The 23,338-nt window shown below is 70.8% G+C and carries 25 protein-coding genes and 1 other RNA gene; 12 read left to right on the top strand and 14 right to left on the bottom strand.

Annotation, left to right across the window (positions count from 1 at the left end):
* Window positions 1-147: 147 nt before the first annotated feature.
* Window positions 148-987, top strand: a complete 840-nt coding sequence (gene panB / locus KUA19_RS01050; protein WP_217393909.1) for a 3-methyl-2-oxobutanoate hydroxymethyltransferase — start codon at window positions 148-150, stop codon at window positions 985-987.
* Window positions 988-1,126: 139 nt separating this feature from the next.
* Here the strand turns inward: panB and npdG are convergent, their stop codons facing one another.
* Together npdG and KUA19_RS01060 are read right to left on the bottom strand one after the other, a co-directional pair.
* Window positions 1,127-1,807, bottom strand: coding sequence for an NADPH-dependent F420 reductase (gene npdG / locus KUA19_RS01055; protein WP_217393911.1), 681 nt, complete (start codon window positions 1,805-1,807; stop codon window positions 1,127-1,129).
* A 216-nt stretch (window positions 1,808-2,023) separates the two neighbouring features.
* Window positions 2,024-2,767, bottom strand: a complete 744-nt coding sequence (locus tag KUA19_RS01060; protein WP_217393913.1) for a sulfite exporter TauE/SafE family protein — start codon at window positions 2,765-2,767, stop codon at window positions 2,024-2,026.
* A gap of 72 nt (window positions 2,768-2,839) precedes the next feature.
* Between KUA19_RS01060 and rnpB the strand changes: the two genes are divergently transcribed.
* Window positions 2,840-3,253, top strand: an RNA gene (gene rnpB / locus KUA19_RS01065) — RNase P RNA component class A.
* 597 nt (window positions 3,254-3,850) lie between these two features.
* On the opposite strand, the gene KUA19_RS01070 is transcribed toward rnpB, so the two are convergent.
* Both KUA19_RS01070 and KUA19_RS01075 read right to left on the bottom strand, forming a co-directional pair.
* Window positions 3,851-4,996, bottom strand: a complete 1,146-nt coding sequence (locus KUA19_RS01070) for an EAL domain-containing protein (protein WP_217393916.1) — start codon at window positions 4,994-4,996, stop codon at window positions 3,851-3,853.
* A gap of 47 nt (window positions 4,997-5,043) precedes the next feature.
* Window positions 5,044-5,853: an inositol monophosphatase family protein gene (locus KUA19_RS01075; protein ID WP_308167259.1), complete on the bottom strand. Its 810-nt coding sequence runs from the start codon at window positions 5,851-5,853 to the stop codon at window positions 5,044-5,046.
* A 764-nt stretch (window positions 5,854-6,617) separates the two neighbouring features.
* Between KUA19_RS01075 and KUA19_RS01080 the strand changes: the two genes are divergently transcribed.
* On the top strand, window positions 6,618-7,100 hold the full coding sequence (locus KUA19_RS01080; RefSeq protein ID WP_217393918.1) for a hypothetical protein: 483 nt from the start codon (window positions 6,618-6,620) through the stop codon (window positions 7,098-7,100).
* Between the two features lie 560 nt (window positions 7,101-7,660).
* On the opposite strand, the gene KUA19_RS01085 is transcribed toward KUA19_RS01080, so the two are convergent.
* Window positions 7,661-8,029: a hypothetical protein gene (locus KUA19_RS01085; protein ID WP_217393921.1), complete on the bottom strand. Its 369-nt coding sequence runs from the start codon at window positions 8,027-8,029 to the stop codon at window positions 7,661-7,663.
* Between the two features lie 264 nt (window positions 8,030-8,293).
* The gene (locus tag KUA19_RS01090; protein WP_217393923.1) at window positions 8,294-8,665 is read right to left on the bottom strand and encodes an ArsR/SmtB family transcription factor; all 372 of its coding nucleotides are present in this window, start codon (window positions 8,663-8,665) and stop codon (window positions 8,294-8,296) included.
* A 90-nt stretch (window positions 8,666-8,755) separates the two neighbouring features.
* Here KUA19_RS01090 and KUA19_RS01095 point away from each other — a divergent pair, with 90 nt between their 5' ends.
* Both KUA19_RS01095 and KUA19_RS01100 read left to right on the top strand, forming a co-directional pair.
* Window positions 8,756-9,190 carry an ArsI/CadI family heavy metal resistance metalloenzyme gene (locus tag KUA19_RS01095; protein ID WP_217393925.1) on the top strand — a complete coding sequence of 145 codons (435 nt, stop codon included), beginning with the start codon at window positions 8,756-8,758 and terminating at the stop codon, window positions 9,188-9,190.
* A gap of 282 nt (window positions 9,191-9,472) precedes the next feature.
* Complete coding sequence (locus tag KUA19_RS01100; protein WP_217393928.1) at window positions 9,473-10,567, top strand: hypothetical protein; 1,095 nt, start codon at window positions 9,473-9,475, stop codon at window positions 10,565-10,567.
* A 259-nt stretch (window positions 10,568-10,826) separates the two neighbouring features.
* Here KUA19_RS01100 and KUA19_RS01105 read toward each other — a convergent pair whose 3' ends face one another.
* Genes KUA19_RS01105 through KUA19_RS01115 form a run of 3 tightly spaced genes read right to left on the bottom strand, consistent with a single transcriptional unit; the run spans window position 10,827 to window position 14,046 of the window.
* Window positions 10,827-11,942 (bottom strand): amidohydrolase family protein, encoded by a 1,116-nt coding sequence (locus tag KUA19_RS01105; protein ID WP_308167260.1) that lies wholly within the window; start codon window positions 11,940-11,942, stop codon window positions 10,827-10,829.
* Complete coding sequence (locus tag KUA19_RS01110) at window positions 11,930-13,288, bottom strand: type I glutamate--ammonia ligase (RefSeq protein ID WP_308167261.1); 1,359 nt, start codon at window positions 13,286-13,288, stop codon at window positions 11,930-11,932. Before KUA19_RS01110 ends, KUA19_RS01105 begins: the two co-directional genes overlap by 13 nt.
* On the bottom strand, window positions 13,285-14,046 hold the full coding sequence (locus KUA19_RS01115; RefSeq protein ID WP_217393931.1) for a DUF8692 domain-containing protein: 762 nt from the start codon (window positions 14,044-14,046) through the stop codon (window positions 13,285-13,287). Before KUA19_RS01115 ends, KUA19_RS01110 begins: the two co-directional genes overlap by 4 nt.
* 114 nt (window positions 14,047-14,160) lie before the next feature.
* Here KUA19_RS01115 and KUA19_RS01120 point away from each other — a divergent pair, with 114 nt between their 5' ends.
* Complete coding sequence (locus KUA19_RS01120; protein WP_217393934.1) at window positions 14,161-14,691, top strand: hypothetical protein; 531 nt, start codon at window positions 14,161-14,163, stop codon at window positions 14,689-14,691.
* A 3-nt stretch (window positions 14,692-14,694) separates the two neighbouring features.
* On the top strand, window positions 14,695-15,195 hold the full coding sequence (locus KUA19_RS01125) for a DUF1877 family protein (RefSeq protein ID WP_217393937.1): 501 nt from the start codon (window positions 14,695-14,697) through the stop codon (window positions 15,193-15,195).
* Here the strand turns inward: KUA19_RS01125 and KUA19_RS01130 are convergent.
* On the bottom strand, window positions 15,192-15,764 hold the full coding sequence (locus tag KUA19_RS01130; protein WP_217393939.1) for an HD domain-containing protein: 573 nt from the start codon (window positions 15,762-15,764) through the stop codon (window positions 15,192-15,194). The genes KUA19_RS01125 and KUA19_RS01130 overlap by 4 nt on opposite strands.
* Window positions 15,765-15,828: 64 nt before the next feature.
* Here KUA19_RS01130 and KUA19_RS01135 point away from each other — a divergent pair, with 64 nt between their 5' ends.
* Genes KUA19_RS01135 through KUA19_RS01145 form a run of 3 tightly spaced genes read left to right on the top strand, consistent with a single transcriptional unit; the run spans window position 15,829 to window position 17,682 of the window.
* A complete protein-coding gene (locus KUA19_RS01135) occupies window positions 15,829-16,149 on the top strand; it encodes an ArsR/SmtB family transcription factor (RefSeq protein WP_217393942.1) in 321 nt (106 codons plus the stop codon).
* Between the two features lies 1 nt (window position 16,150).
* Window positions 16,151-17,170: a cation diffusion facilitator family transporter gene (locus tag KUA19_RS01140; RefSeq protein WP_217393945.1), complete on the top strand. Its 1,020-nt coding sequence runs from the start codon at window positions 16,151-16,153 to the stop codon at window positions 17,168-17,170.
* Window positions 17,171-17,178: 8 nt separating this feature from the next.
* Window positions 17,179-17,682, top strand: coding sequence for a protein-tyrosine phosphatase family protein (locus KUA19_RS01145; protein ID WP_217393946.1), 504 nt, complete (start codon window positions 17,179-17,181; stop codon window positions 17,680-17,682).
* A gap of 205 nt (window positions 17,683-17,887) precedes the next feature.
* Here KUA19_RS01145 and KUA19_RS42330 read toward each other — a convergent pair whose 3' ends face one another.
* Window positions 17,888-18,640, bottom strand: a complete 753-nt coding sequence (locus KUA19_RS42330) for a hypothetical protein (RefSeq protein ID WP_254548385.1) — start codon at window positions 18,638-18,640, stop codon at window positions 17,888-17,890.
* Here KUA19_RS42330 and KUA19_RS42335 point away from each other — a divergent pair.
* Together KUA19_RS42335 and KUA19_RS01155 are read left to right on the top strand one after the other, a co-directional pair.
* Window positions 18,570-19,004: a hypothetical protein gene (locus KUA19_RS42335; RefSeq protein WP_254548386.1), complete on the top strand. Its 435-nt coding sequence runs from the start codon at window positions 18,570-18,572 to the stop codon at window positions 19,002-19,004. The two genes, KUA19_RS42330 and KUA19_RS42335, sit on opposite strands and share 71 nt — an antisense overlap.
* Before the next feature lie 56 nt (window positions 19,005-19,060).
* Entirely contained in the window at window positions 19,061-20,467 is a 1,407-nt protein-coding gene (locus KUA19_RS01155; protein ID WP_217393947.1) for an RNB domain-containing ribonuclease, read from the top strand.
* 153 nt (window positions 20,468-20,620) lie between these two features.
* Here KUA19_RS01155 and KUA19_RS01160 read toward each other — a convergent pair whose 3' ends face one another.
* The 3 genes from KUA19_RS01160 to KUA19_RS01170 are packed head-to-tail and all read right to left on the bottom strand — an operon-like array spanning window position 20,621 to window position 23,333.
* The gene (locus tag KUA19_RS01160) at window positions 20,621-21,730 is read right to left on the bottom strand and encodes a bifunctional RNase H/acid phosphatase (RefSeq protein ID WP_217394647.1); all 1,110 of its coding nucleotides are present in this window, start codon (window positions 21,728-21,730) and stop codon (window positions 20,621-20,623) included.
* A gap of 2 nt (window positions 21,731-21,732) precedes the next feature.
* A complete protein-coding gene (locus KUA19_RS01165; RefSeq protein WP_217393948.1) occupies window positions 21,733-22,473 on the bottom strand; it encodes a zinc ribbon domain-containing protein in 741 nt (246 codons plus the stop codon).
* 44 nt (window positions 22,474-22,517) lie between these two features.
* Window positions 22,518-23,333 (bottom strand): Nif3-like dinuclear metal center hexameric protein, encoded by an 816-nt coding sequence (locus KUA19_RS01170; protein WP_308167262.1) that lies wholly within the window; start codon window positions 23,331-23,333, stop codon window positions 22,518-22,520.
* Between the last annotated feature and the right edge of the window lie 5 nt (window positions 23,334-23,338).

The following is a 23,338-nucleotide window of genomic DNA, read 5'->3' on the forward strand; positions in this document are numbered from 1 at the left end:
CTTCTTAACCCCGATCGCCGGGGCGTGTGATCGGCAGAGCAGTGAAATTCTGCACTGAACCCTGACATCGGCTGTTCAACAGGTGGAAACATCCTCCTCAGAGACCCGGGGACCGCGAGCGCGGCCTCGAGGTGAGAGGAGACAGTGATGTCTGACAGCGTGGCGTCCCTCTACGGGGCAAAGGCGGGCAGCCGGGTACGCGCCCGGCACCTGCTGCTGGCCAAGGAGCGCGGCGAGAAGTGGGCGATGCTCACCTCGTACGACCAGTACACCGCGCAGATCTTCGACGAGGCGGGCATCCCCGTGCTGCTCGTGGGCGACTCGGCGGCCAACAACGTCTACGGCTACCCCACCACGGTGCAGGTCACCGTCGAGGAGATGATCCCGCTGACCCGCGCCGTGGTCGGGGCGACCAAGCGGGCGCTGGTCGTGGCCGACCTGCCGTTCGGCTCGTACGAGGAGGGGCCGCAGCAGGCGCTGCGCACCGCCGTACGGTTCATGAAGGAGACCGGCTGCCACGCGATCAAGCTGGAGGGCTTCCGGCCGGAGCAGATCGCCGCGATCACCGGAGCGGGCATCCCCGTCATGGCGCACCTGGGGTTCACCCCGCAGTCGGAGCACCAGCTCGGCGGGTACCGGGTGCAGGGGCGCGGCGACGACGCGGCCGCGACCCTGGTGGCGCAGGCGCGAGCGGTCGCCGAGGCGGGCGCGTTCTCGGTGGTGCTGGAGATGGTGCCCGGTGAGGTCGCCAAGCAGGTGACCGCCGAGGTGGCGATCCCCACCGTGGGCATCGGCGCCGGGCCGGACACCGACGCGCAGGTGCTGGTGTGGCAGGACATGACCGGCATGCGGCCCGCGTCGGCGGGGCCGACGCCCCGATTCGTGAAGAAGTACGCCGACCTGCACAGCGTGCTCAGCGAGGCGGCGACGGCGTTCGCGGCCGACGTACGCGAGGGCGCCTTCCCGGCGGCCGAGCACACCTTCTGACGTCCCCTGCGCCACCCAACCCCTCCCCAAACCCCGCCTTGCCAAGACGTGGACCCATCTCGTCGACTGCCGCAGGATCGAAGTCAACGAGATGGGCCCACGTCCGTGGAAAACCTTCGGTCGGGAAAGAGCCGGACGGTCAGAGGTCGGTGACGCGGACGCCCGCGTGAACCTTGTACCGCTTGTTGATGGCGATCAGGTTCGCCGTGAACGCCTCGATCTGCCCCGCGTTGCGCAGGCGCCCCGCGTGCACCCCGCGCATCCCCGCGATCCGCCCCGCCAGCGCCTGCACCACCGCGACGGCCTCCCGGTCGTCGCCGAGCACCAGCACGTCCAGCTCGACCGAGTTCACCGACGGGTCGGCCAGCAGTTCCGCGCTGACGTGGTGGAACGCCGCTGTCACCCGGGAGTTCGGCAGCAGCTTCTCCGCCTGCTGCGCGGCGCTGCCCTCCTCGACCACCAACGCGTACGGCCCCTGCTTGTCGAAGCCGAGCGGGTTCACACAGTCCACGACGATCTTGTCGGCGAGTACCGGCGCCAGCTCGGTCAGCAGCTCGGCGTGCCCCGCGTACGGCACCGCCACGATCACCACGTCCGAGCGGCTCGCGACCTCCGCGTTGGCCCCGCCCTCGACCCGCCCGACCGAGGCCAGCTCACCGGCGGCCGCCGCGGCGCGCTCGGCGCTGCGCGAGCCGATGAGCACGTGCTGCCCGGCGAGCGCCAGCCGGTACGCCAGGCCGCGGCCCTGGTCGCCGGTGCCACCGAGGATGCCGACGGTCAGCGCGGTCACGTCGGGAAGGGAAGCCAGATCCAGTGCCATGCGCCCGATCCTCGCACCTCGGACACCGTTCGCGCCCTGTGACATGACTCCCAACGATCGTTAAGCCACCCCGCCCACGCCCCCGGGAGCGCCCCGGCGCAGGCGGCCTCAAGCTCGCTCAAGTTGCCGGGCAACTGGGCGAAAGACAGGCCCCCGAACGCCCGATTGCCAGGCAACACGAGTGATCTTGAACCGTGGCGTCGCGCCCGGCCGGGGTCACCAGACGGCGCGCGCGAGGAGCAGTGCGGAGAGGGTGATGCCGAAGGCGACCACGACGCGGCGCAGCGTGCGCGCGGGCAGGCGGCGGCCGAGGCGGGCGCCGACGTACCCGCCGAGCAGGGTCGTCGGGATGAGGATCGCCACGGCGGGCCAGTAGGCCGGGCCGAACAGGGCGTACACGGTGGTGGTGACCACTCCGACGGCGAGCTGGAGCACGTTCTTCACCGCCACCAGGCGGTTGAGGGTCTCGGTGAGCATCAGCCCCAGCACCGCCAACAGGATCACGCCGAGGACCGAGCCGAAGTAGCCGCCGTACACGCCGACGGCGAACAGGAGCAGCGCGCGCAGCCATACCGGATGATCATTGCCCAGGCGGCCGGAGAGCCGCCCCTGGAAGGCCAGGAGCAGCGAGGCCGCGAGGACCAGGAACGGCATGATCACCGCGTACGCGGTGGCGGGTGTACGCAGCAGCAGCGCGCAACCCGTCGCCGCCCCCGCGACCACCAACGGCACCAGCGAGCGCAACGGCGCCGACCGTCCCCGCAGGTCCGGCCACGTCCCGGCCACGCTCGCCGAATACCCGCCGATCACCGACATCACCGTCGTCACGCTCGCGCCGACCGGTGGCACCCCCGCCGCCAGCAGCGCGGGCAGCACCAGCAGCGAGCCGCCGCCGGCGACCGCGTTCACGGCCCCGGCGAGCACCCCGGTCACGGCCAGCGCGGGCAGCAACACGTTCATCGAGGCTGACCGTAGCGGGTACGGTGCGCCGATCATGCCGGTTGTGCCACGTATCATGGTCAGCGCGACGGACGAGTCGACCGGGCGGTCGCGTCACCGCTGCGGCTTCGGCCAAGCGGTGCCGAGGAACGTCCGGACTCCACAGGGCAGGGTGGTTGCTAACGGCAACCCGGGGCGACCCGCGGGACAGTGCCACAGAAAGCAGACCGCCCGCACCTCGGTGCGGGTAAGGGTGAAACGGTGAGGTAAGAGCTCACCAGCACCCCGGGTGACCGGGGTGGCTCGGTAAACCCCACCCGGAGCAAGACCAAGACTGGCCGCCGTGAGCTCTCGGGCGAGCGGTGGTCGCGCGGACGTTCGAGGGCTGCCCGCCCGATGTCCGCGGGTAGGTTGCTAGAGCCTGTCGGCGACGGCAGGCGTAGATGGATGGCCGCCACCGGTGCGCGAGCACCGGTACAAAATCCGGCGTACAGGTCGACTCGTCCGTCGCCCTCATGGCCAAGCGGCCGACAGCAGCTCTGAGCTGCTGTCGGATTCCGCGAGCTGCTGTCGGATTCCGCGTTGCCAGTTGGTGTTGGTGGTTGCTGGTCGCCGTTTGACGTCCTAGAGACGGCCTGGGGCCTCTCTGACGGCCTGGAGACGGCCTGGCAACTTGGTGACTTCGGCCTTCCGCGCGATGACCAGAGCAGGGGCCCGCGGTTTTGGAAGGGGCCAGTCCTCCGCCGCACATCTGGGTCACTGCCTGCGACGATGCGCAATGTGGCGAGGCGTGATCCCTAGATCATTCCGTGAATGCTCCGCGCGGGTCGCTAGGACCAGTGGCCCGCAAAGCGGCACGCGCTGCCACCTCGCCGCTGATGCGCGCGACCATGAGGTAACTGCCCTCAACCCACATTGTCTCGCCTGGGTGAACCAGCACCGGTCGATCGAAGTTGAAGTGCCCCCACCGGGTGACGAAGGTCGGCCGGTCTGCCTTCTCACGCAAGGCCGGCCTGTTGTGTCCCACGGGCGAAACTCGCATGCCTGAGGCAACCCTGAACCTACGGATTAGCCGCCCGGCGGTCGGCTACAAAAGGCGGCCGCCTATATGGTGCTACCGAAGCGGTGAGTCATACGCGGCATCCGTCCGATGAGCGTGCGTGCCGCTTCGGTGACGAGTAGCCGGTCGTAGGTCAGCGCGACGTCATAGATCAGCTCCGTCTTGACGTCGGCGTCATGGCGGCGTGTTCGGGCGGTCAGCGCGGCGGCGAAGTAGTTGCCAATGACGATCACCGCGTGCTCCGCGAAGAGCGGATCGTCAGCAGGGAGTGACACCCCCTGGATCCCTGGGCCGGGTGTTGGCGGGAGTCCAGGGCCGAATGCGGTGACCGGGACGCCGTGGCGGGCTATGTGGCTGTACATGAGGCGGCAGTCGCTGTCGATCTGCCCGTCTGGCACGACGAGGAACAGCATCGCGGCGCTGCTGCCGTGCAATGCCATCTCTTCGAGCATCCGGCCCAGGGTCCTGATCATCTGGTCGTTGCCTGGGCTGACCTGGGTCTGCCTTTCGACGACGCTGAAAGGAGTTCTCGCCTTTGACGGGATGATCGCCAGTCGGGGAATCGGCACGGCCGACAGTTTGACGGTTGCGGGCAGAGGGCCGGGCTTGCCGAACAACCATCCTTGTCCAAGATGTGCGCCCATGGCGCGCGCTACCTTGAGGTGCTCGGGGGTTTCGATCCCTTCGGCCAACACGGCTGCGCCAGTGTTGGCGGCTACGGTCAGCGCGGTGTTGATCACGTACGACCGTGTCCACGTCTCTTGGCGCGCCTGGATGAGGCTGCGGTCAAGCTTGATTACATCGGGACGGACCAGTGCCATCATGGTCAGGCTGGTCGGGTCCGCGCCGACGTCGTCCAGGGCAAGACGACCGAAGTACTCGCGCGCCCGGGCCACGAAGCGGAACACCTCGGCCGGGTTCTTAATGCCTCGCTCTGTCAGTTCGATCACCAGATCGAGGTGACGTAGCGCTTCATGGCGGGCGTCGGCCAGGTCGGGTGGGCAATGAACCCCGAAGGTCTCGGGCTCGACGTTGAGGAACAACGGCACGTCGTGCAGGCCCCGCACCCCGTGGTCATGATCTCCGGCCGGCGGGAGCAGATGCGGCAAGGCGCGTTGTTGGCCGCCATCGCGCGAAAGCTCGGCGTCGAGGACCTGGGCGACGCGCAGGGGTAGAAGTCCACGCAGCATGAAGGCGCCGACCGTGTGAAGTCGACGCCTTCCGTGTCTCGGGCTTGCTACGCGAGTCGTGCCTGCCGGGAGTTCGCACGCTGTACGAGGTCCAGGATGTCGGCGGCGATTCCAGGGGTAATCGCTAGCGTTGCCGACGAGTCTGCGGAGTACTCCGATCCATCGGCGTCCAAGACCATCGCGCCGGATTCACGTGCGATGACTACCCCGGCAGCCATGTCCCACAGCCCGTTCGACATCGTGATCGAGGCGTCGACTCGGCCGGACGCAAGCCAAGCAAGGTCGATCGCGGCAGAGCCATGCATGCGGACACGCTGAACCCGAGCAGCAAGGGCCGCCGTCACCGCGAGCCGGATCTGATTCTCGGTGGCTGCGTCCGCGGTGACCGAGTAGTCGCCGATCGCCACGACGGCATTCCGCAGATCATCCGTCGCCGACACAGTGATCGGCTTGCCGTTCTCGTAGGCGCCTTGCTGGTCCACGGCGGTGAACTGCTGGCGCAGAGCTGGCACTTCGATGACGCCGAGCACAGGGCGGGTGTCGCGCATCAGCGCCAGCGACACACCGCAGAGCGGTGACCCGTGGACGAAGTTGACCGTACCGTCGACCGGGTCGAGCACCCAGAACCACGGCCCAGGAGCGCCCATGCGGCCGTCTTCTTCGCCCAGGAAGCCAACGTCTGGCGTCTTCTCTGCCAGGAAGGCCCGGACCGCACGCTCAATGGTGCAGTCGGTCTCGGTAGCCATATCGCGGTCACCCTTGGCGGTGTGCCGTCCGGGCGCCGTGCGGGCGAACAGGTCGACTGCTATCGCGGTGGCCGCCGTAGCGGTCGGCAGCAGCTCGGCGGGGTCAATCACAGCGGCTGTCCTCTCGTCCGTCGCCTTCCTTATCACCCAACCGACATGCCTTCTGAACTGCCATTTTGTCAGCACGGGCCGCTTCGGTGGGATGCCGTTGCGGTACTTCGCTGCCGTACCGGCGGCCTTACGGTTTGGCATCGCCTGCCCGTATCCGCGTCCTGCGCCTCTCCCGCTGGGCCATCAGTGAAGCCGCCCCCAGCAGTAGGACTGGCAGCCAGGACAGCCAGTCAATCCAGGCCGTCCAGCTCGAAGGCGCCATGAACGCCAGCGGGACCAGGACAATCCACGACCACGCCACAAGCACAGGCGCCGCCAACCGCCATGTCCATGTGCTCAGTTCGCCATCGGCGGTCCGGGCGCGGTCCATCAGGTCCGTTATTACACACGCCCAGATGACCCAAGCGACTGATAAGACGGCGGGGCCTACGACGGCGCCGAGGCTTTCGGGCATTCCGTCATGATGGGGCGATGACGTTGGCGCGGCAAGGCTGCCAGCCACGTCGGTCCAGCCTCGCCACGGTTCCAACAGCTCTTGAACACAAATGTGCTGTGTTCGGCGTGTGGTGGTGAGTGGTGATCTCCTTGCGGCGACAGGCGTAGCCCACCGCATTCGGTGGTCCGTAGTGCCGACGTCCGGGATGCGGGCGGGTGACACAGGTCGACTCGTCCGTTCGCCCTCGTGATCCCGCTCCCACCAGGGGCTGCCGCCGCGTCGCCGTGTGGAACACTGTGGCCTCTTCGCAGCTCAGCAAGGCAGGATCATGATCACCCGCTCGTCACGCACCCTTCGGTACGCCCTCGTCGCAGCCCTGGCCACGCTCGGGACTGCCGCATGCGACTCCTCGAACAAACCCGAAGCCAGCCCCACCTCCGCGAGCGCCTCGCCCTCGCCCGCCACGGCGGTCCAGCCCGCCGTCGACGAAGCGGTGCGCGGGGTCGTCTCGGCTTATCTCGACGCGGTCGAAAGCGGGGACTTCGAGCAGGGGCACCTGTTGATCTGTGCTGATGTGCGAGAGCAGTACGACGCGGTTGCCAAGACGAATGCCGGGACGTTCGGTCCGCGCTTCACGCTCACCGCCTACGCGATCACCGAAACCCGGGCAGCCGGGGCAACCGTGGAGGTCCGGGCCGCTCAGAAGGTCACCGTCGCCGGTCGACCCGAACCGATGAAGCTGACCATCGCGTACACGATGGCGCGGGCAGCCGACAGCTGGTGCATCGCGCAGGAACTCCCCGTTCTCTGACCAGGAGAAACATGCGGTACGTCAAGGTTCAGCGAGACGTTACGGCAACACGCTCGACCCGACTGAGTACCTCGGCGCACTCGCCGAGCTGGCCGAACGTCTTCCGCCTGGCGCGCGCGCCTTCGCAACCGATCCCCAGCACTATGCCTTCTTCAGCCGGCGGTGCGTCAAGGACCTGAAGCCCTTGGCGCTGACCGTCGGCGACAGCGACGGAGTCAGATGGGCTGAGCTGCGCCTCGGGCACAACTGCTGGAAGCACGAGGAAGACCTGACCATCCGCTATACGGACGTTCGCAGCGTCACGATCGATCCCGCCGCCGCGACGGACGTCGCGACGCTGCTCGACGTCATACTCGACGAGGTCGTCCCCATGAGCACGGCTGCAGGCACGAGCTGGCGTGCCTGGACGGGTCCATCACCGTCACCTGCGCGGACCTCGTCGCCACCTGGAGTGAGGCGGACTGTCCCGACCGGTGATCCCAGACGCGGCGATCATGCGGCCTGTCGGACGATATCGCGTCAAGATCAGGGACCGGCCGATATCCGCTCGGTGGCCGGAGTCAGTCCGGGACGGCGTCGCGTGCCGCAGCGAGCGTTGCGGCGACGCTGGTGAAGACGATTACGACCACCGCCAAGCCACGCTGCTCACCCATCGCACCCGCCAGGATCTTCGTCGCTACGGCAACAGCCGCCGAGAGCAGCATGAGGGCCACCGAAAGGGGCCACCACCAGGGTCTGTGTCGCCAGAGCACGATCGGACCATGGGGGCGCAGCCCACGAAAGACCAGGCCGATCAGGCCCACAGTCACCATCGCGGAGATCGTCAGCGCGTCAGCCGGTAGGGGTGGGACGCCCGGCATGAAGTCGAGCGCCAGCGCTAGGGCGCCCCAACAGGTGATGACCAGGCAGAACCGGCTGAGCAGCAGCATCGCGGCATCGTACCGGCACCGCGCTGACGACAGCCTGGCCGAGCAGGCAACCGCGCGCAGACGTCCATCTCCCGCGAGCCGTCGCCACCGGCTACCGTCCACGCCAGCCGCTGCGGACGGCCAGACCGGCGGGCCCACCGCCTACTGGCGAATGCCTGACGAGCGCGAAGACAGCGGCCTGGCCTCGTGGGGCCGGCAGCCGGTCGAGTATGAAGCGTCGGCTCGGTCGCCGACCAACTCCGGCACCAGAAGCCGACGGTGTGGTCACCGGGTGGTCGAGGTGACCGTCGAGGCGTCCAGCAGCTGTGACAGCGCGCCCAGCGCGGACGGGATGATCCAGTAGTAGACCCAGGTGCCGCGCCGCTCGCTGTCGATGAGCCCTGCCTCACGCAGCACCTTCAGGTGGTGGGAGATGGTCGGGCCGGTGACGTCGAACGCGTCGGTGAGGTCGCAGACGCAGACCTCGGCCCCGGCCCGTGCCGCGATCAGTGACAGCAGCCGTAGACGCACCGGGTCGCCCAGTGCCTTGAACCCACGCGACAACTCGGTGGCGGCCTCGGCGCTCAGCGGTTCGGCAACCATCGGCACGCAGCACGAGGCGGTGGAGACGTCGACCACCGGAAGTTGTTTAGACACACACCTATCTTGACAGCCATCTAGACAGCGTGCAAGTCTCTGCCTAGATGGCCATCGAAACAACTTCCGATGAACGCCTTGGAGGCAGTCATGTCCCGTGTACAGCTGGCGCTGCGCGTGGCCGACCTGGACGGGTCGGTCGAGTTCTACTCGAAGCTCTTCAACACCGAGCCCGCCAAGCGGCGGCCCGGCTACGCCAACTTCGCCATCACCGAGCCGCCGCTCAAGCTCGTGCTCATCGAGGGCGAGTCCGGCCAGCCGACCGTCATGGACCACCTCGGCGTCGAGGTGTTCTCCGGCGACGAGGTGGCCGCCGCGACCGCGCGGCTCACCGAGGCAGGGCTGGTCACCCTCGCCGAGGACGACACCCGGTGCTGCTACGCCCTGCAGGACAAGGTGTGGGTGCACGGCCCCGGAGCGGAGCCCTGGGAGGTGTACGTCGTCAAGGCCGACGCCGACACCCTGACCAAGCAGGCCGACAGCACCTGCTGCGCCGGCCAGGAGACCGCATCGAGCTGCTGCTGATCCAGGATCGCCGGGTGCCGCCGTCCACCGGCGCCACCCGGCATCTGGCGGTCAGCCGCTATTTACGTACGAAGTCGTCAGCGTCCTCACCGCGGCCTGCCCCCCCCCCGCGCAGTCACACCCTTTCCTTACGCCTGGACGGATCGTGGGGTGAGGTCGCCGTGACGTCCGGTGGGTCGGGCTGGGACTCATCGCGGACCATTCGGTGGATGCTCGCGGCCCGGTCGATCTTCTAGGTTCCCGTTGATCTTCCAGATTGTGACGGGGACTTGGAGTGCGATCGTGCGGAAACGTCTGGCGGGCTTGTTGGCCGCCGTCCTGTGGGCCGTCGTGTGCACACCGTCAGCGGCGTACGCCGCCGTACCGCTCGACCTGGCCCTGTCGGATGTGCCGTCGGCGGTGACGACCGGGGCGCACGTGACCACAGCGGTGGAGATCACCGTGCGCAACCAGGGATCGGCCACCGCTCAGGCCTACCTGGCGGTCTCGCTGGAGGGCGACACCGGCCGGATCTACGCCGGTTCGACCGGCAACCCCATCCAGCTCGAACCAGGCGAGCAGGGACGGCTCACCGCCATGATCACGCTACGGGCGTACGCGAAGACCGGCTTCGCGGGCACGATGGTGGTGCAGGCCCAGGGCTCTGTCGGCGGCTCCGTCCGCCACGACGCCCGCTTCGGCACCGCCCGGGTCAAGGTCACTGTCGGCGTGCCGCGAATCTCGGACGTGGTGGTCAGCGGCAACAAGGTCGCCCTGGCCAACCCCGGAGAAACAGCGGTGTTCCGGTACACGGTCACCAACCGGGGTCCGATGGAGGAGGAGATCTTCGAGCTGACGGTACGCAACACCGGCTTCGAGATCGTCAAACTGGTCGGCTGCACGAAGCTGGCGAAGTCGTCGTTCCGGTGCCGCACCACCCAACTCGCCCCGGGCAGGTCGCTGCACTGGGAGATGCACCTGCGGTTCGCCAAGACCAACGTGAGCGCCTCGGGCGGGATGAGCGTGCTGGTGGCCGAGCGCAGCGACGACACCAACATGACCAACAGCTTCTTCGGTTTCGATGTCCGCGCCCGTGGCACGGGCGCCGTCACGTCGACCAGACCGGCGGCCGTGTCCGCGTCGTCGCCGTCACCCACGACGGCCGCGCCGTCCCCTTCCGTGACGGTCGAGGCGTCCGCCACCTCCGCACCGCCGGTCGCGACGCGGTCTGAGGCGGCTGCGGGTGAGCCGACGAATGCCGGTGAACCGGAGCCGGGCTCCGGCTCACCGGCGATCGTCGTGTTCGCCCTCGTGCTGACGCTGGTCCTGGGCGCGTCGATCGGTCTCTGGTGGCGTGGCCGTCGGCCCGCGACGGAAGCGGCCGAGCCGGCCGAGTGAGCGGGCGGCGCTCGCCGCCTCGATGTCGACCGCCCGTCGGCGCGATCGTCCGCCAGACGCGTACACCTCATACCGTGTGGCCACATCGTATGAGGTGTAAGCCCGCACTGGACCAGCCTCGGCAGGGCCTGCCAAATCCGTCGGCCGCGTTGCGGTAGCAGATGGGAAAGTGCACAGGCGTGCGTCAAAGAGGGGCCCTTCCACTACGGAAAGCGATAAGAAGGTGCCCTTCCTTACCCGCGCGGCGCGGCGTCTCAGGTCAGAGGTTGTAGAGCTGTCTGGCGTTGGTCGAGCCGAGCTGGTCGGCGATCCGGAGTGCGTCGGCGTTCGGCAGCGCGCCGTCGGCGACGAACTCGCCCAGGACCCGGCCGAGGCTGTGGCGGAACTGGGACGCGCCGATCAGGTAGAGCTCGGGCAGGCCGAAGGCGTCCGACGCGTACAGGAGCTTGCCGAACGGGGCCAGTTCCAGGAACTCGCCGAGCACGGCCGTGGCGCGGGCGCCCAGGTGCGGGACGGTCAGGCCGACGTCGGCGTACACGTGCGGGTAGACCTGGGTCAGCCAGCCCGCCTGGCGGTGGAACGGATAGCAGTGGAGCAGGACCAGCCGCGTCCCGGTGCGCAGCGTGGCCTCGCAGAACGGCTGCAGCAGGGACGGGTCGGTTCGGGACAGCAGCGCGTCGCGGTCGCCGAAGCCGGTGTGGAGCTGGATCGGCAGGCCGGTGTCGACCGCACACCACAGCAGGTGGCGCAGCAGGACCGGGTCGGTGAGGCGACCGCCGTCGCGCAGCCAGCGGGCGGCCGCGACCCGCACCTCCTGCGGCTGCGGCCGCATCGGGTCGAGGCCGAGGCCGTGCCGGTACGCCGCGATCGACTTCGTCGCGACCGCGCCGGGCAGGGCGGCACCCAGCGCGTCGGCGAAGGCGGCGGCGAAGGCGTCCGCCCCGCAGCCGGGCGCGACCGCCTCGGCCAGGAGCTCCAGCCGTACCACCGGATGGGTGGCGGCTTCCGCCAGCGCGCCCACCGCGTCCACCGGCAGCAGGTTGCCCACGGCCGGGCCGGTGTCGACGAGCAGCGTGGACAGGTGCGCGGCACGCAGCAGGCGCCCGGCGACCTCGTCGGTGCCCAGGCGCCGCCGCTGCCACAGGTACTCCTCGACGCTCGCTCCGGCGGGCAGCCCGAGCAGCGGCGCGCACCAGCGGCGCAGCGCCAGCCCGACCTGGCTGTCCAGGTACGAGACCCCCGCTGGGGCCGGTTCGTCGGCCTCGGTGCACCACAGCTCGAACGCGGCGTCCTCCAGCGGGGCCGTGGTGATGCCGTGGCAGTGCCCGTCGACGAGATCGAGCCCGCTCAGGTCCAGCGCGTTCAGTACCGCCACCGGACCGCCTCCACCAGCTCCGCCTCGGACAGCTTCCCGAACGTGTCGGCCTCGGCCCGGTGCACCGCGTCGAACGCGTCGAGCAGCGGCGCCCCGAGCCCCGCGCACAGTCCACGGTCGGCGTGCAGGGCGGCCAACGCGGCGGCGGGCGTGTCAGGCAGGCGCGGCGGCGGCTCGGCCAGCGTGTACGGGTCGACCCCGACCTCCTCCGGCAGCCGCAGGCCCGCGTCCACCGCGTCGGCGACCAGCGCGCACACCGCCCCGACCACCAGGTACGGGTTCGCCGACCCGTCCACGCACTTCACCTCGGCGTTGGCCGCGCCGCCCTGGTTGCCGACCACCCCGGTGACGAAGCGCAGCCCCGCCTCCCGGTTTTCCCGTCCCCAGCACTGGTAGGCGCCCGCCCAGCGTTGCGGTGCCTGGCGCAGGGCGCTGGCGGGGCTGGGCGTGCCGAGGCCGGCCAGCGCGGGCAGCCGCGACAGCACCCCGGCCAGGGCGGCTTCGCCGCGTACGGTCAGGCCGTGCGGGCCGTCGCCGCCCGCGAGCAGGTTGGCGCCGTCGGCCCATACCGAGAAGTGCAGGTGCATGCCGTTGCCGACCTGCTGGGCGACGGCGACGGGCGCGAACGAGGCGCGCAGGCCGTGGCGCAGGGCGGTGGCGCGGATGGTCTCGCGGGTGAGCACGACTCGGTCGGCGGCGTGGACCGGGTCGGCGTGGCCGACGGACACCTCGAGCTGGCCGGTGCCGTACTCGGGATGGAACTGCTCGACGGCGACGTCCTGGGCGGCCAGCGCGGCGAGCAGGTCACGGCTGTGGTCGGACAGTTCGACCAGCCGGGTCATGCCGTAGGCGGGGCCGTCGGAGGCGGGGCTGCCGTCCGGTCGGGCGAGGTAGAACTCCAGCTCGAAGGCCATGCGCAGGCTGATTCCGGCATCCGCGGCGCGGGCGGTCATGCGGCGGGCGAACAGGCGCTGGTCGGCCGGGTACGGCTGCCCGTCCTGGGTCCACCGGTCGACCGGCGCCCAGGCCCACCCGGGCTGGGCCGCGAGCACGGTGAGCCGGTCCAGGTCGGGGTGCAGCCGCAGGTCGCCGACGGGTCCGCCGATGAGCCGCCCGGCGGTGATGGTGTCGTCGACGCAGAACACGTCGTGCACGGTGGACATGCCGACGCCCCACGCGGCCGCGCCGGGCAGCTGCGCCGTGGGCACGGCCTTGACCCTGGTCACGCCCGCGTTGTCGACCCAGGTGAGGGCGACGCCGTGCACGCCGGACGCGGCGAGCTTGGCGGCGGCGTCGCGACCGGCGGCGGCCAGGGCGGTCCGGTCGAGCACCGGTTCGGCGGTCACCGGCCGGTTCCGGCGGGAACGGTCGGGGCGGTGTCGCGGACCGCCTGGGCGGGCGCGGCGGCCGCGGTCGGGCGCTGGTGCTGCTGCAGGTAGAGCGCGATCGCGTACACGAACAGGGCCGCGCCGGTCATCTCCAGCAGCTCCTCGAACGAGGCCGACAGCACGTAGCGCATGCTGGCCCAGCCGGGAGTGAAGCCGATGTTCTCGCGTCCGGAGAACGCTCCGACGACCTCCATGCCCGCCGCGCCGCTGAGGAACAGCACCGCCCCGACGAGCACGAGCACCCGCACCCGCCCCGGCAGCGCGAGCAGGAACCGCACGTACGACGCCGCGAGCACCAGCACGAACGGGGCGGCGAGCACCAGCCAGGACAGGTACGACGCCTTGCCCAGGTGCACCACGACGACGGTGGCGCCGATCTCGTGGATCTGGGCGTACTCGTCGATGGAGAGCAGGGCGAAGACGACGCTGAGCAGGCGCCAGTGCCGGGCGAAGCGCGCCCCGGCCGCCCTGGCGTTGCCCGCGACCTGCCACAGCAGCACCGCGGCCAGCAGCAGCACTCCGGAGGAGTACCAGGTCGGCAGGTTGTCTTCCTTGTCGACGTAGAAGAACTTGACCAGGCGCCCGAAGTACGGGAACGGGTCGTACACGCCGAGGCCGTGGTAGACCAGGCAGAAGCCGAGGCTGAGCACGTGCAGGGCGGCGATGCCGCACAGCAGGACGCGCAGCAGGCGACCGGCGGGAATGTCGAGCTTCACCAGGTTTACAACGATGCGTCGGACCGTTGTGACACGAGCCCGCCGGGTGGTGCTCGGCGTGGCCGCGACGTCGTCGAGTTTCCCGGCCGCCCCGGCTGTGCCATAGTCACCGCTGTGTCCGATCCGATCGCGCGGATGGCCGCGCTCGCCGCAGCCGTGGTGGCGCTGGCGGCCCTTGCCGTGGCCGTCCTGGCGTACCGGCGGGGCGGGGCGCGCCCCAGCGCCCGGCTGTACCACATGAACAACTTCGGGCCCGGGGACGCCAAGGAGTTCCTGATCGCCACCACCGTCACCAACGGTGCGCTCGGCGCGGTGCAGGTGGTGACCTGCGAGTTCGAGGTGCAGGGCGTGCGCGGGCGGCACATGCTGGGCGGGCAGGGTCGGCGCGGGCCGGAGCTGCCGTTCCGGCTGGAGGGCCACCAGAGCGCGACCTGGACCGTCCCGGCCGCCGACGTGGCCGAACTGCTGCGGGTGTACGACAAGAACCCCGCCCGCATCCGCGCCGTGCTGGCGCTGGGCACCGGGCGTACGGTCAAGGGCGGCTGGTTCCGGTTCGACCTGGACAAGTGGGCCGCCGGCGTCATCCCCGCCCCGCGCGGCGGCGGGTCCAAGCAGGCGGCGGCGCCCGCCAAGGCGAAGGGCTGAGCCGTGACCGGTGTGGACATGTACTGGCACCGCGTCCCCGCGACCGCGCTGAAGGCGTCGCCGCGCGAGCTGTGGGAGTCGGTGCCGACCTTCGGCGACGACGGCTACCCGCTGGCGGTGGCCGAGGGCGTGGTGCTGGCGGTGGCCGAGGACTACCTGCTGCTGGAGGTGCTGTTCGCGGGCAGCACCGGGCTGGCCGCCGACCCGGCCGGGCTGGTGGTGTCGGGCGGTGACTGGCGGCTGATCGGCGAGTCCGACGACGAGGTCGGGGTGCTGACGCCGCAACAGGTCGAGGCGGTCTCGGCGTACCTGGACGACGCCGACCCGCAGGAGTGGATCGCGCGGCGGTCCACGGAGCTGGCGGCGGTGCTGCGCGGCTACTCGCCGAACCCGTGGAACGACCAGCGCGCGAGCCACCTGACCCAGGACGCGGTCGAGCTGGTCGACTTCTACCACCGCGCGGCCGAGGCGGGCGAGGCGGTCGTGAAGATCCTGGTCGCCTAGCGGGGGTACGACCCCTGCCAGGCCAGGCGCTCGTCGGCCCCGGCGGCGATCCGTTCCAGCAGCGCGTCCACCAGCAGGAACGCCTCCCAGCGGTCGGTCCCGGCAGCGGTGACCCGATCGGCGAGCAGCTGTTCCAGGTCGGCGACCCGCTTGCCCTTCCACACCTTGTCGGCGACGCTGACCAGCAGGTCCTCGGTGGTGCTGCCCTGATCCCAGTGCGCGTGCGAGGCCGCGAACCGCGCCAGCCCGGGAAGAACACCGTGCGCCTCCAGCAGCCGCGCCCCGGCCCGCTCGTGCTCGTGGCCCGGCCCCGCCAGCTCGTCGGGGTGGGTGGTCTTGCCGATGTCGTGGGTGGCGGCGCCGAACAGGACGGCGTCGCGGTCGTACGCCAGCGCGGGGCAGCGCCGGGTCAGTTCCGCGGTCAGCCGCCAGGCGACATCGTGGACCAGGCGCAGGTGGGCGGCCAGGCGCGGCGGGGCGTCGAGGGTACGCAGCAGATCGGCGGCGATGGCGGGCAGCGGCTGCAGGGGCGGATCGGTCAGGGCGCGCTCGAGCAGGGGCGAGGGCATCGGTTCAGTATAAGTAGACTGTTCAGCCGATGCTGAAGTCAGCGTTGGCTGTAGAATCGGGGGCATGCTCGGTGCCGCGACTGACGTGGAGGTGCTGGCTCGCTTCGGGCAGGCGCTGTCCGACCCCACCCGCATCCGCCTGCTGCTGGCCCTGCGCGAGGGCCCGGCATACCCGACGGATCTGGCCGACCGCCTCGGCGTCACCCGCACCAACCTCTCCAACCACCTGGCCTGCCTGCGCGGCTGCGGCCTGGTGGTGGCCAGCCCGCAGGGCCGACGCAGCCGATACGAGCTGAGCGACGCCCGCCTGGCCCACGCCCTCGACGACCTGCTCGGCCTGGTGCTCGCCATCGACCCGGCGGTCTGCGCCAGTGAGGTGGCCTGACATGGGCGCCGGACACGACCACGCCGACCACGCCGACCACGCCGGACCCGGGCACGGTGACCACGTCGGACCCGGGCACGGCAGCCACGGGCACGGCGTGTCGGCTGACGCCGACCGGCGCTGGCTGAGCATCGCGCTCGCGCTGATCCTCGGGTTCATGGCCGTCGAGGTCGTGATCGGCCTGCTCGCCGACTCCCTCGCGCTGCTGTCCGACGCCGCGCACATGCTCACCGACGCCGCAGCGATCGTGCTGGCCCTGGTGGCGATGCGACTGGCCGCCCGCCCGCCGCGCGGCGGCTACACGTACGGGCTCAAGCGTGCCGAGATCCTGTCCGCCCAGGCCAACGGCATCACCCTGCTACTGCTGGCCGCCTGGCTGGGGTACGAGGCAATCGCACGGCTCATCCACCCGCCGGACGTGCGCGGTGGCGCGGTCCTGATCACCGCGATCGCGGGCATCGGCGTCAACCTGGTCGCCACCTGGTGCCTGTCGCGGGCCAACCGGTCCAGCCTCAACATCGAGGGCGCGTTCCAGCACATCCTCAACGACCTGTTCGCCTTCATCGCCACCGCGATCGCTGGCCTGATCGTGCTCACCACCGGCTTCAACCGCGCCGACGGCATCGCCTCGTTGGTCGTGGTGGGGCTGATGGTCAAGGCGGGCCTGGAACTGCTCGCCGCCTCGGGTCGCATCCTGTTGGAGGCGGCACCCGCCGGGCTCAGCCCCGACGCGCTGGGCGCCGAGCTGGCCCGCGTGAACGGCGTGGTCGAGGTGCACGACCTGCACGTGTGGCAGGTCACCTCGGGCTACCCGGCTCTGTCCGCGCACATCCTGGTGCAGCCGCACGGCGACTGCCACGCGGTGCGCCGCGAGGTGGAGGGGCTGCTGCGCGGTGAGCACCACATCGCGCACACCACGCTGCAGGTCGACCACACCGACGAGCACGACACCCCGGCCGCGATCGCGGCCGCCCACTGCGCCGATCCGCACGGTGCCGTGTACCGGCCGCCGCACGCATAATCGGCGCCATGCCGCACAGCGAACCGTACGTCGTGCACCACACCCCCGGCCGCGTCGCGATGATGCCCCGGCCGGGGCGCAACGTGCAGCTCGACGCCGACCTGGCCCAGCTGCGCGCGGCGCACGGCGTCGACGTCGTGGTCTGCGCCCTGTCCGAGGATGAGTTGGAGCTGCTGGGGCTGCTCGGCGAGGCCCACGCGGTGCGTCGGGCCGGGATGCGGTTCGAGCACTTCCCCATCGGCGACCACGACGTCCCCGAGTTCGCGCCCTACCTGGCCCTCACCGCCCGCCTGGCCGCCGACGTCACCGCCGGGGCGTACGTGGTGGCGCACTGCTGGGCCGGGATCGGCCGGTCCGGACTGCTCGCCGGTGGTGTCCTGATCCACCTGGGCCTGTCGGCACAGCAGGCGATGGCCCGCCTCACCGAGGCACGCGGCCTGCCCTCGCCGGAGACGCGGTCGCAGCGGGACATCCTGGTCCGGCTCGCCGAAACCGTCGCCCCATCAATCTGACCAGCCCGCACCATCCACGTCGTCCCGCGCCGCCGAACAACGTTTGGAAGGGCACCTTCTTCTACGCGAAGCGATAAAGAAGGTGTGCTTCCTTACCGGCGAGGCGGCGGTGTGCCGGGGGAGGCCCCAACAGGCGGTGCCGTAAGGGATGGTGCGATACGTGCACTGTGGAGTGCTTGCGCGACTGCGGATCGCTTTCACTATTTTATGGATTTCGCTCACACATGGGCCTTTTGCGGCGCACAGTGATGTCTGGAGCAGCAGTGCGCGGGATTCGCACCGGTGAACCACGTTCGCCGGAGAGGCCGGACACCGCTGTTCGCGGTTCCGCCGGAGGCATGTCCGGCAGGACATACCCGTGAGGAGGAGCGATGGCCGTAGCCAAGGCCGCAGCGAAGAAGGCCCCTGCGAAGAAGGCCGCTGCCACGAAGGCGGCCGCCAAGAAGGCGCCGAGTCGGCCGGTTGCGGCGAAGAAGACCGCGACCGCGACCGCCAAGAAGACGTCTCCGGCGAAGAAGACCGCGGTGAAGAAGACCACCGCCGCCAAGAAGACCACCGCCGCGAAGAAAGCCACCGCGGCAACGAAGACCACTGCCAAGAAGACCACGGCGGCCCGGAAGACCACCGCGGCGGCGGCGAAGACCACCGCGAAGAAGTTGACCGCGGCCGTGAAGAAGACCGCACCGGCTAAGAAGGCGACGGCGAAGAAGGCCATGGCGATCAAGAGCACGACGGCCCGCAAGACCACGACGGCCCGCAAGACCACGGCGAAGAAGACCGCCGCCGCCAAGAAGACCACGCCGCTGAAGAAGGCCGCCGTCGCGAAGAAGACGTCGCCGGCCAGGAAGGCGACCGCGAAGAAGACGTCGCCGGCAAAGAAGACGACCGTGGCGAAGAAGACGATCGCGGCGAAGAAGACGACCGCGGCCAGGAAGACGTCTCCGGCGAAGAAGACCACCACCGCCAAGAAGACCACCGCCAAGAAGACCACTGCGAAGAAGACCACGGCCGCCAAGAAGACCACCGCGGCTCGCAAGACGACCTCGGCCGCCCGCAAGAGCACCGCGGCCAAACGGGTCACCGCGACCGTGAAGAAGGCCGCGGCCAAGAAGACCACGGCCAAGAAGACCATGGCGGCCCGCAAGGCCACGCCCATGAAGAAGGCGGCCACCGCCCGCAAGACCACCCCGGCCAAGAAGACGGCCATGGCGGCGAGGAAGACCGCTCCCGCCCGTAAGACGACCGTACGCAAGACCGCGATGAAGTCCGTGGTCGCCAAGTCGACAGCCCGCAGAACGCCTGCTCGCAAGAGCATGCGCTGATTCGGGTGACCAGCCGGCCGGTGCCGCCGAAGGTCAGCTGCTGATAAGAATGACCAATGGCACACCGCCGCCTGACCACCCAGGCCATCGACTTCACCTCCCTGCGCCGTGAGCTGGACCTGCCCGACGGGTTCCCGCCCGCGGCGCAGGCGCAGGCCGAGCAGGCCGCCCGCGAGGTGCCGCTGCCGGGCGTCGACCGCACCGACATCCCGTTCGTGACGGTCGACCCGGCCTCGTCCCGCGACCTGGACCAGGCCGTGTGCCTGCGGCGCCGCGACGGTGGCGGCTACCGGGTGCACTACGCCATCGCCGACGTCGCGGCATACGTGCCACCGGGCAGCGCGCTGGAGGCCGAGACGTGGAAGCGCGGGCAGACGGTGTACCTGCCCGACGGCAAGGTGCCGCTGCACCCCACGGTGCTCAGCGAGGGCACGGTCAGCCTGCTGCCCGAGGTGGAGCGGGCCGCGGTGGTGTGGACGATCGACGTCAGCGCCGACGGGGACACCGAAACCGTGACCCTGCAACGGGCCCGGGTCCGCAGCCGGGCCAAGCTCGCCTACGACGGCGTACAGTCCGATGCCGACGCCGGGAAGCTCGCCGAGCCGATCGCGCTGCTGCCCGAGCTGGGCAAACTGCTGATCGCACGGGCGCTGGAACGCGGCGCCATCAACCTGCCCATGCCGGAGCAGGAGATCGAGCCCGACGGCCGGGGTTGGCGGCTCAGCCTGCGCGCGCCGCTGCCCAGCGAGGAGTGGAACGCACAGATCTCGCTGCTCACCGGCCGGGCCGCCGCCGAGATCATGCTCAAGGGCCGGATCGGCCTGCTGCGCACCATGCCCGCCCCCGACCCGCACGCCGTGGCCCGGCTGCGCCTGGCCGGGCAGGGCCTGGGCATCGACTGGCCCGACGGCATGACCGTGGGGCAGGTCATCGCCAGGCTCGACTGCGCCGACCCGAAGGCCGCCGCGTTCATCGACGAGGCCGCCGAGCTGCTACGCGGCGCCGGGTACACGCCGTTCGCCGGTGAACTGCCCGCCGAGCCCGCGCACGCGGCGGTGGCTTCGACGTACGCCCATGTCACCGCCCCGCTGCGACGGCTGGCCGACCGGTACGCGACCGAGGTGTGCCTGGCCCTGCACGAGGGCCGGGACGTGCCCGCCTGGGCCGCCGAGGCGCTGCCGCAGCTCCCGGGCATCATGATCGGCACCGGGACCGTCGCCTCGGCCGCCGAGCGGGGCGCGATCGACCTGGTCGAGGCGGTCGTGCTCGCCGACCGTATCGGCGAGACGTTCCCCGCCGCCGTGCTGGACACCAACCACGGCAAGCCCGGCGGCACCGTCGCCCTCGACGAGCCCGCCGTCCGCGCCCGCTGCGACGGCGAACTCACCGCGGGCGACCGGGTGACGGTGCGGCTCACCACCGCCGACCCCGCCAAACGCCTCGTCCGCTTCGCCCTCGCCTAACCCCAGGCCCGCGAGTTAGGGAAGGGCACCTGCGTCGTCTCGCGTCGGCGAGGCGACGCAGCACTTCTGCCCATTATCCGATGTGGAATGGTCCCTTCCCAACCCGCGGAGCGCGATGGCGCGCGGACGGTCGGCGGAGGGGCGGAGCGGGGTTCAGAGGTCCGCGAGGTGGGCGGTGTCGTTGACGACGCGGACCGAGACGCCGCCGTCGGGCCAGGTGTCCACAATGGACACTCCGGCCGGGTCGAGCAGCAGTCGGTGCAGGAACGCGTCCGAGGCGGCCAGGGCGTCCCGCAGGATCAGCTTGATCGGTGACACGTGCGAGACGACGGCCAGGGTGCTGCCCTCGTACTGCGTCTGCAGCCGCCCGACCACGCCCCGGACCCGCTTGGCCACCTTCTGGAACGACTCCCCACCGGGCGGGGCGACCGAGGTGGAGGCCAGCCAGGCCGACAGTTCGGCCGCGTACTGGTCGCGCACTTCGCCGAAGGTGAGCCCCTCCCACGCCCCGAAATCGCACTCGATCAGCTCGGGTTCGACCTCCACCGGCACCCCGCCCGCCGCCTTGGCGATGGCGCGGGCGGTCGCCTTGCAGCGCTTCAGCGGCGAGCAGATGACCCGGTCCGGGCCCAGCCCCGCGACGCGGCGCGCGGTGGCGGCCGCCTGCAGCTCGCCGCGCTCGGACAGCGGCACGTCGCCCCGGCCGGAGTAGCGCTTCTGCGCGGTCAGCGGGGTCTCCCCGTGCCGCACCAGGATCAGCCTGGTGGCCGGGGCGGTGCGCGGCGCCCAGTCCTGCTTGGGTTCGGTCACCGCGACGGCCGTGGCGACCGCGGCGTCGTGCTCGATGACGGCGCCACCGGCCGCGGCGGCGTCCATGGCCGCGTTGGCCAGGGCGTCGGCGGCCCGGTTGCGCTCACGCGGGATCCAGCCGTAGGTCACCTGGTCGAACTTGCGCACCAGCGCCGCCGCCTGTGCCGCCAGCGGCCGCAGCCCCTGGTGTTTGATCTGCCAGCGGCCCGACATCTGCTCGACCACCAGCTTGGAGTCCATCCGCACCTCGACCAGGGTCGCGCCCAGCTCGGCGGCGGCCTCCAGCCCGGCGATGAGCCCCCGGTACTCGGCGACGTTGTTGGTCGCGACACCGATCGCGGCGGCCCGCTCGGCCAGCACCTGGCCGCTGGCCGCGTCCCGCACCACCGCGCCGTATCCGGCCGGGCCGGGGTTGCCGCGAGCGCCCCCGTCGGCCTCGACCACGACCCGCATGGTCACAGGCCCGATTCGGCGGTACGCACCATGATCCGACGGCACTCCTCGCAGCGCACGACCTCGTCGGGCGCGGCCGACTTGACCCGGTTGCGGTCGGCGCCGAACAGCTCCAGGCGGCAGCCGCCGCAGCGGCCGTGCTGCACCAGGGCGGCACCGAGGCCGCCGGAGGTCTCACGGATCTTGTCGTACAACTGGACCAGTTCGGTCGGAAGGTCGGCGGCCAGCGGACCGCGGGCGGTCTGCTTCCACTGCGCCTCCTTGTCGATCTCCGCCACGGTCTGGTCGCGGCGCTGCTCGGTGGCGATGCGGGTGTCCCGGGCGGCGCCGATGCGCCGGTCCACCTCGTCGAGCGCCGACTGGGCCGTCTCGCGCTTCTCCATCAGCTCCAGTTCGGCGTCCTCGAGCTCGGACTGGCGCCGGTTCAACGAGGCGATCTCGTGCTCCAGCGCGCTCAGCTCGCGGGCGGGCAGGCGGCCGTCGTCGAGGCGCTGCTGGTCCTTGGCGCGGCGCTGCCGGACGGTGTCGACCTCGCGCTCCAGCTTGGTGATGTCGCGGTCCAGGTCGTCGACGTCGACCTCGGCGCGGACCCGCTCGTCCTCCAGCCGGCTGACGACCTTGGTCAACGCGTCGAGTTCGGCGAGCTCGGGCAGCGTCCTGCGGCGGTGCGCCAGCTGCTGCAGGGTGGTGTCGATCGCCTGCAGGTCGAGCAGCCGCTGCTGGTCCTTCGGGTCGGCCTTCATTCGGCACTCCTTCTCTTGATCAGCTCTGCTGTGCTCGCCCGTGCTCAGGTGGCAGGGTCAAGTGTGGCGCAGGCGTGGAACCGGAACGGATCGGTGTTCGCGTCGGAGACGATGATCTCAAGTCCGGTCCGCGTACGCAGCCAGGCGGCCAGGGGTGTCAGCCAGGGCGCCTCGGTGGCGTAGTGGCCGGCGTCGACCAGCGCGGGACCGCCCTCGGCCAGCTGCTCGGAGACGCGGTGGTGCTTGAGGTCAGCGGTGAGGTACACGTCGACGCCCGCCGCGATCGCGTCGGGGATGAAGCTGTCGCCCGAGCCGCCGCAGACGGCGACCGTGGTCACGGGGCGGTTGGGGTCGCCGCTGACGCGTACCCCCCAGCTCGCCACCGGCAGCGCCGCGGCGGCCAGGTGCGCGAACTCGCCCAGCGTCATCGGGTTGATCCGGCCGATGCGGCCGGAGCCGCGGCCGTCCTCGGTCGGGCGCAGCGGGCGCAGGTCGGTCAGGCCGAGCCGGGTGGCGAGCGCGTCGCTGACCCCGGGGTTGGCCACGTCGGCGTTGGTGTGCGCGACGAACAGGGCGACCCGGTTCTCGACCAGGTCGTGGATCGCCCGGCCCTGGTAGTCGACGGCGGCGACCGAGGAGACCCCCGACAGCAGCAGTGGATGGTGCGCGATGATCATGTCAGCGCCCAGGTCCAGTGCCTGCGCGACGGTCTCGGGCAGCACGTCGACCACGGCCAGCACCCGCGTCACGGGGTGTTCGGGGCGGCCGACCACCAGGCCGACGCGGTCCCAGGGCTCGGCCCAGCTGGGCGGGAACTCTTCATCGAGCAATCGCGCGAACGAGGCGACAGTCCAGCTCACCCGCA

Source organism: Catellatospora tritici (assembly GCF_019083965.1).
In the GTDB taxonomy this organism is placed as follows: Bacteria; Actinomycetota; Actinomycetes; order Mycobacteriales; family Micromonosporaceae; genus Catellatospora; species Catellatospora tritici.

What these genes read in the sequence shown, in the direction of transcription:
- KUA19_RS01095 (WP_217393925.1), top strand. Translation starts at nt 8,756, where the DNA reads ATGTCCCGTGTACAGCTGGCGCTGCGCGTGGCCGACCTGGACGGGTCG.
- KUA19_RS01140 (WP_217393945.1), top strand. Translation starts at nt 16,151, where the DNA reads ATGGGCGCCGGACACGACCACGCCGACCACGCCGACCACGCCGGACCC.
- KUA19_RS01060 (WP_217393913.1), bottom strand. Translation starts at nt 2,767, where the DNA reads ATGAACGTGTTGCTGCCCGCGCTGGCCGTGACCGGGGTGCTCGCCGGG.
- KUA19_RS01145 (WP_217393946.1), top strand. Translation starts at nt 17,179, where the DNA reads ATGCCGCACAGCGAACCGTACGTCGTGCACCACACCCCCGGCCGCGTC.
- KUA19_RS01130 (WP_217393939.1), bottom strand. Translation starts at nt 15,764, where the DNA reads ATGCCCTCGCCCCTGCTCGAGCGCGCCCTGACCGATCCGCCCCTGCAG.
- KUA19_RS01160 (WP_217394647.1), bottom strand. Translation starts at nt 21,730, where the DNA reads ATGCGGGTCGTGGTCGAGGCCGACGGGGGCGCTCGCGGCAACCCCGGC.
- panB (WP_217393909.1), top strand. Translation starts at nt 148, where the DNA reads ATGTCTGACAGCGTGGCGTCCCTCTACGGGGCAAAGGCGGGCAGCCGG.
- KUA19_RS01135 (WP_217393942.1), top strand. Translation starts at nt 15,829, where the DNA reads ATGCTCGGTGCCGCGACTGACGTGGAGGTGCTGGCTCGCTTCGGGCAG.
- KUA19_RS01070 (WP_217393916.1), bottom strand. Translation starts at nt 4,996, where the DNA reads ATGCTGCGTGGACTTCTACCCCTGCGCGTCGCCCAGGTCCTCGACGCC.
- KUA19_RS01155 (WP_217393947.1), top strand. Translation starts at nt 19,061, where the DNA reads ATGGCACACCGCCGCCTGACCACCCAGGCCATCGACTTCACCTCCCTG.
- KUA19_RS01085 (WP_217393921.1), bottom strand. Translation starts at nt 8,029, where the DNA reads ATGCTGCTGCTCAGCCGGTTCTGCCTGGTCATCACCTGTTGGGGCGCC.
- npdG (WP_217393911.1), bottom strand. Translation starts at nt 1,807, where the DNA reads ATGGCACTGGATCTGGCTTCCCTTCCCGACGTGACCGCGCTGACCGTC.
- KUA19_RS01165 (WP_217393948.1), bottom strand. Translation starts at nt 22,473, where the DNA reads ATGAAGGCCGACCCGAAGGACCAGCAGCGGCTGCTCGACCTGCAGGCG.
- KUA19_RS01080 (WP_217393918.1), top strand. Translation starts at nt 6,618, where the DNA reads ATGATCACCCGCTCGTCACGCACCCTTCGGTACGCCCTCGTCGCAGCC.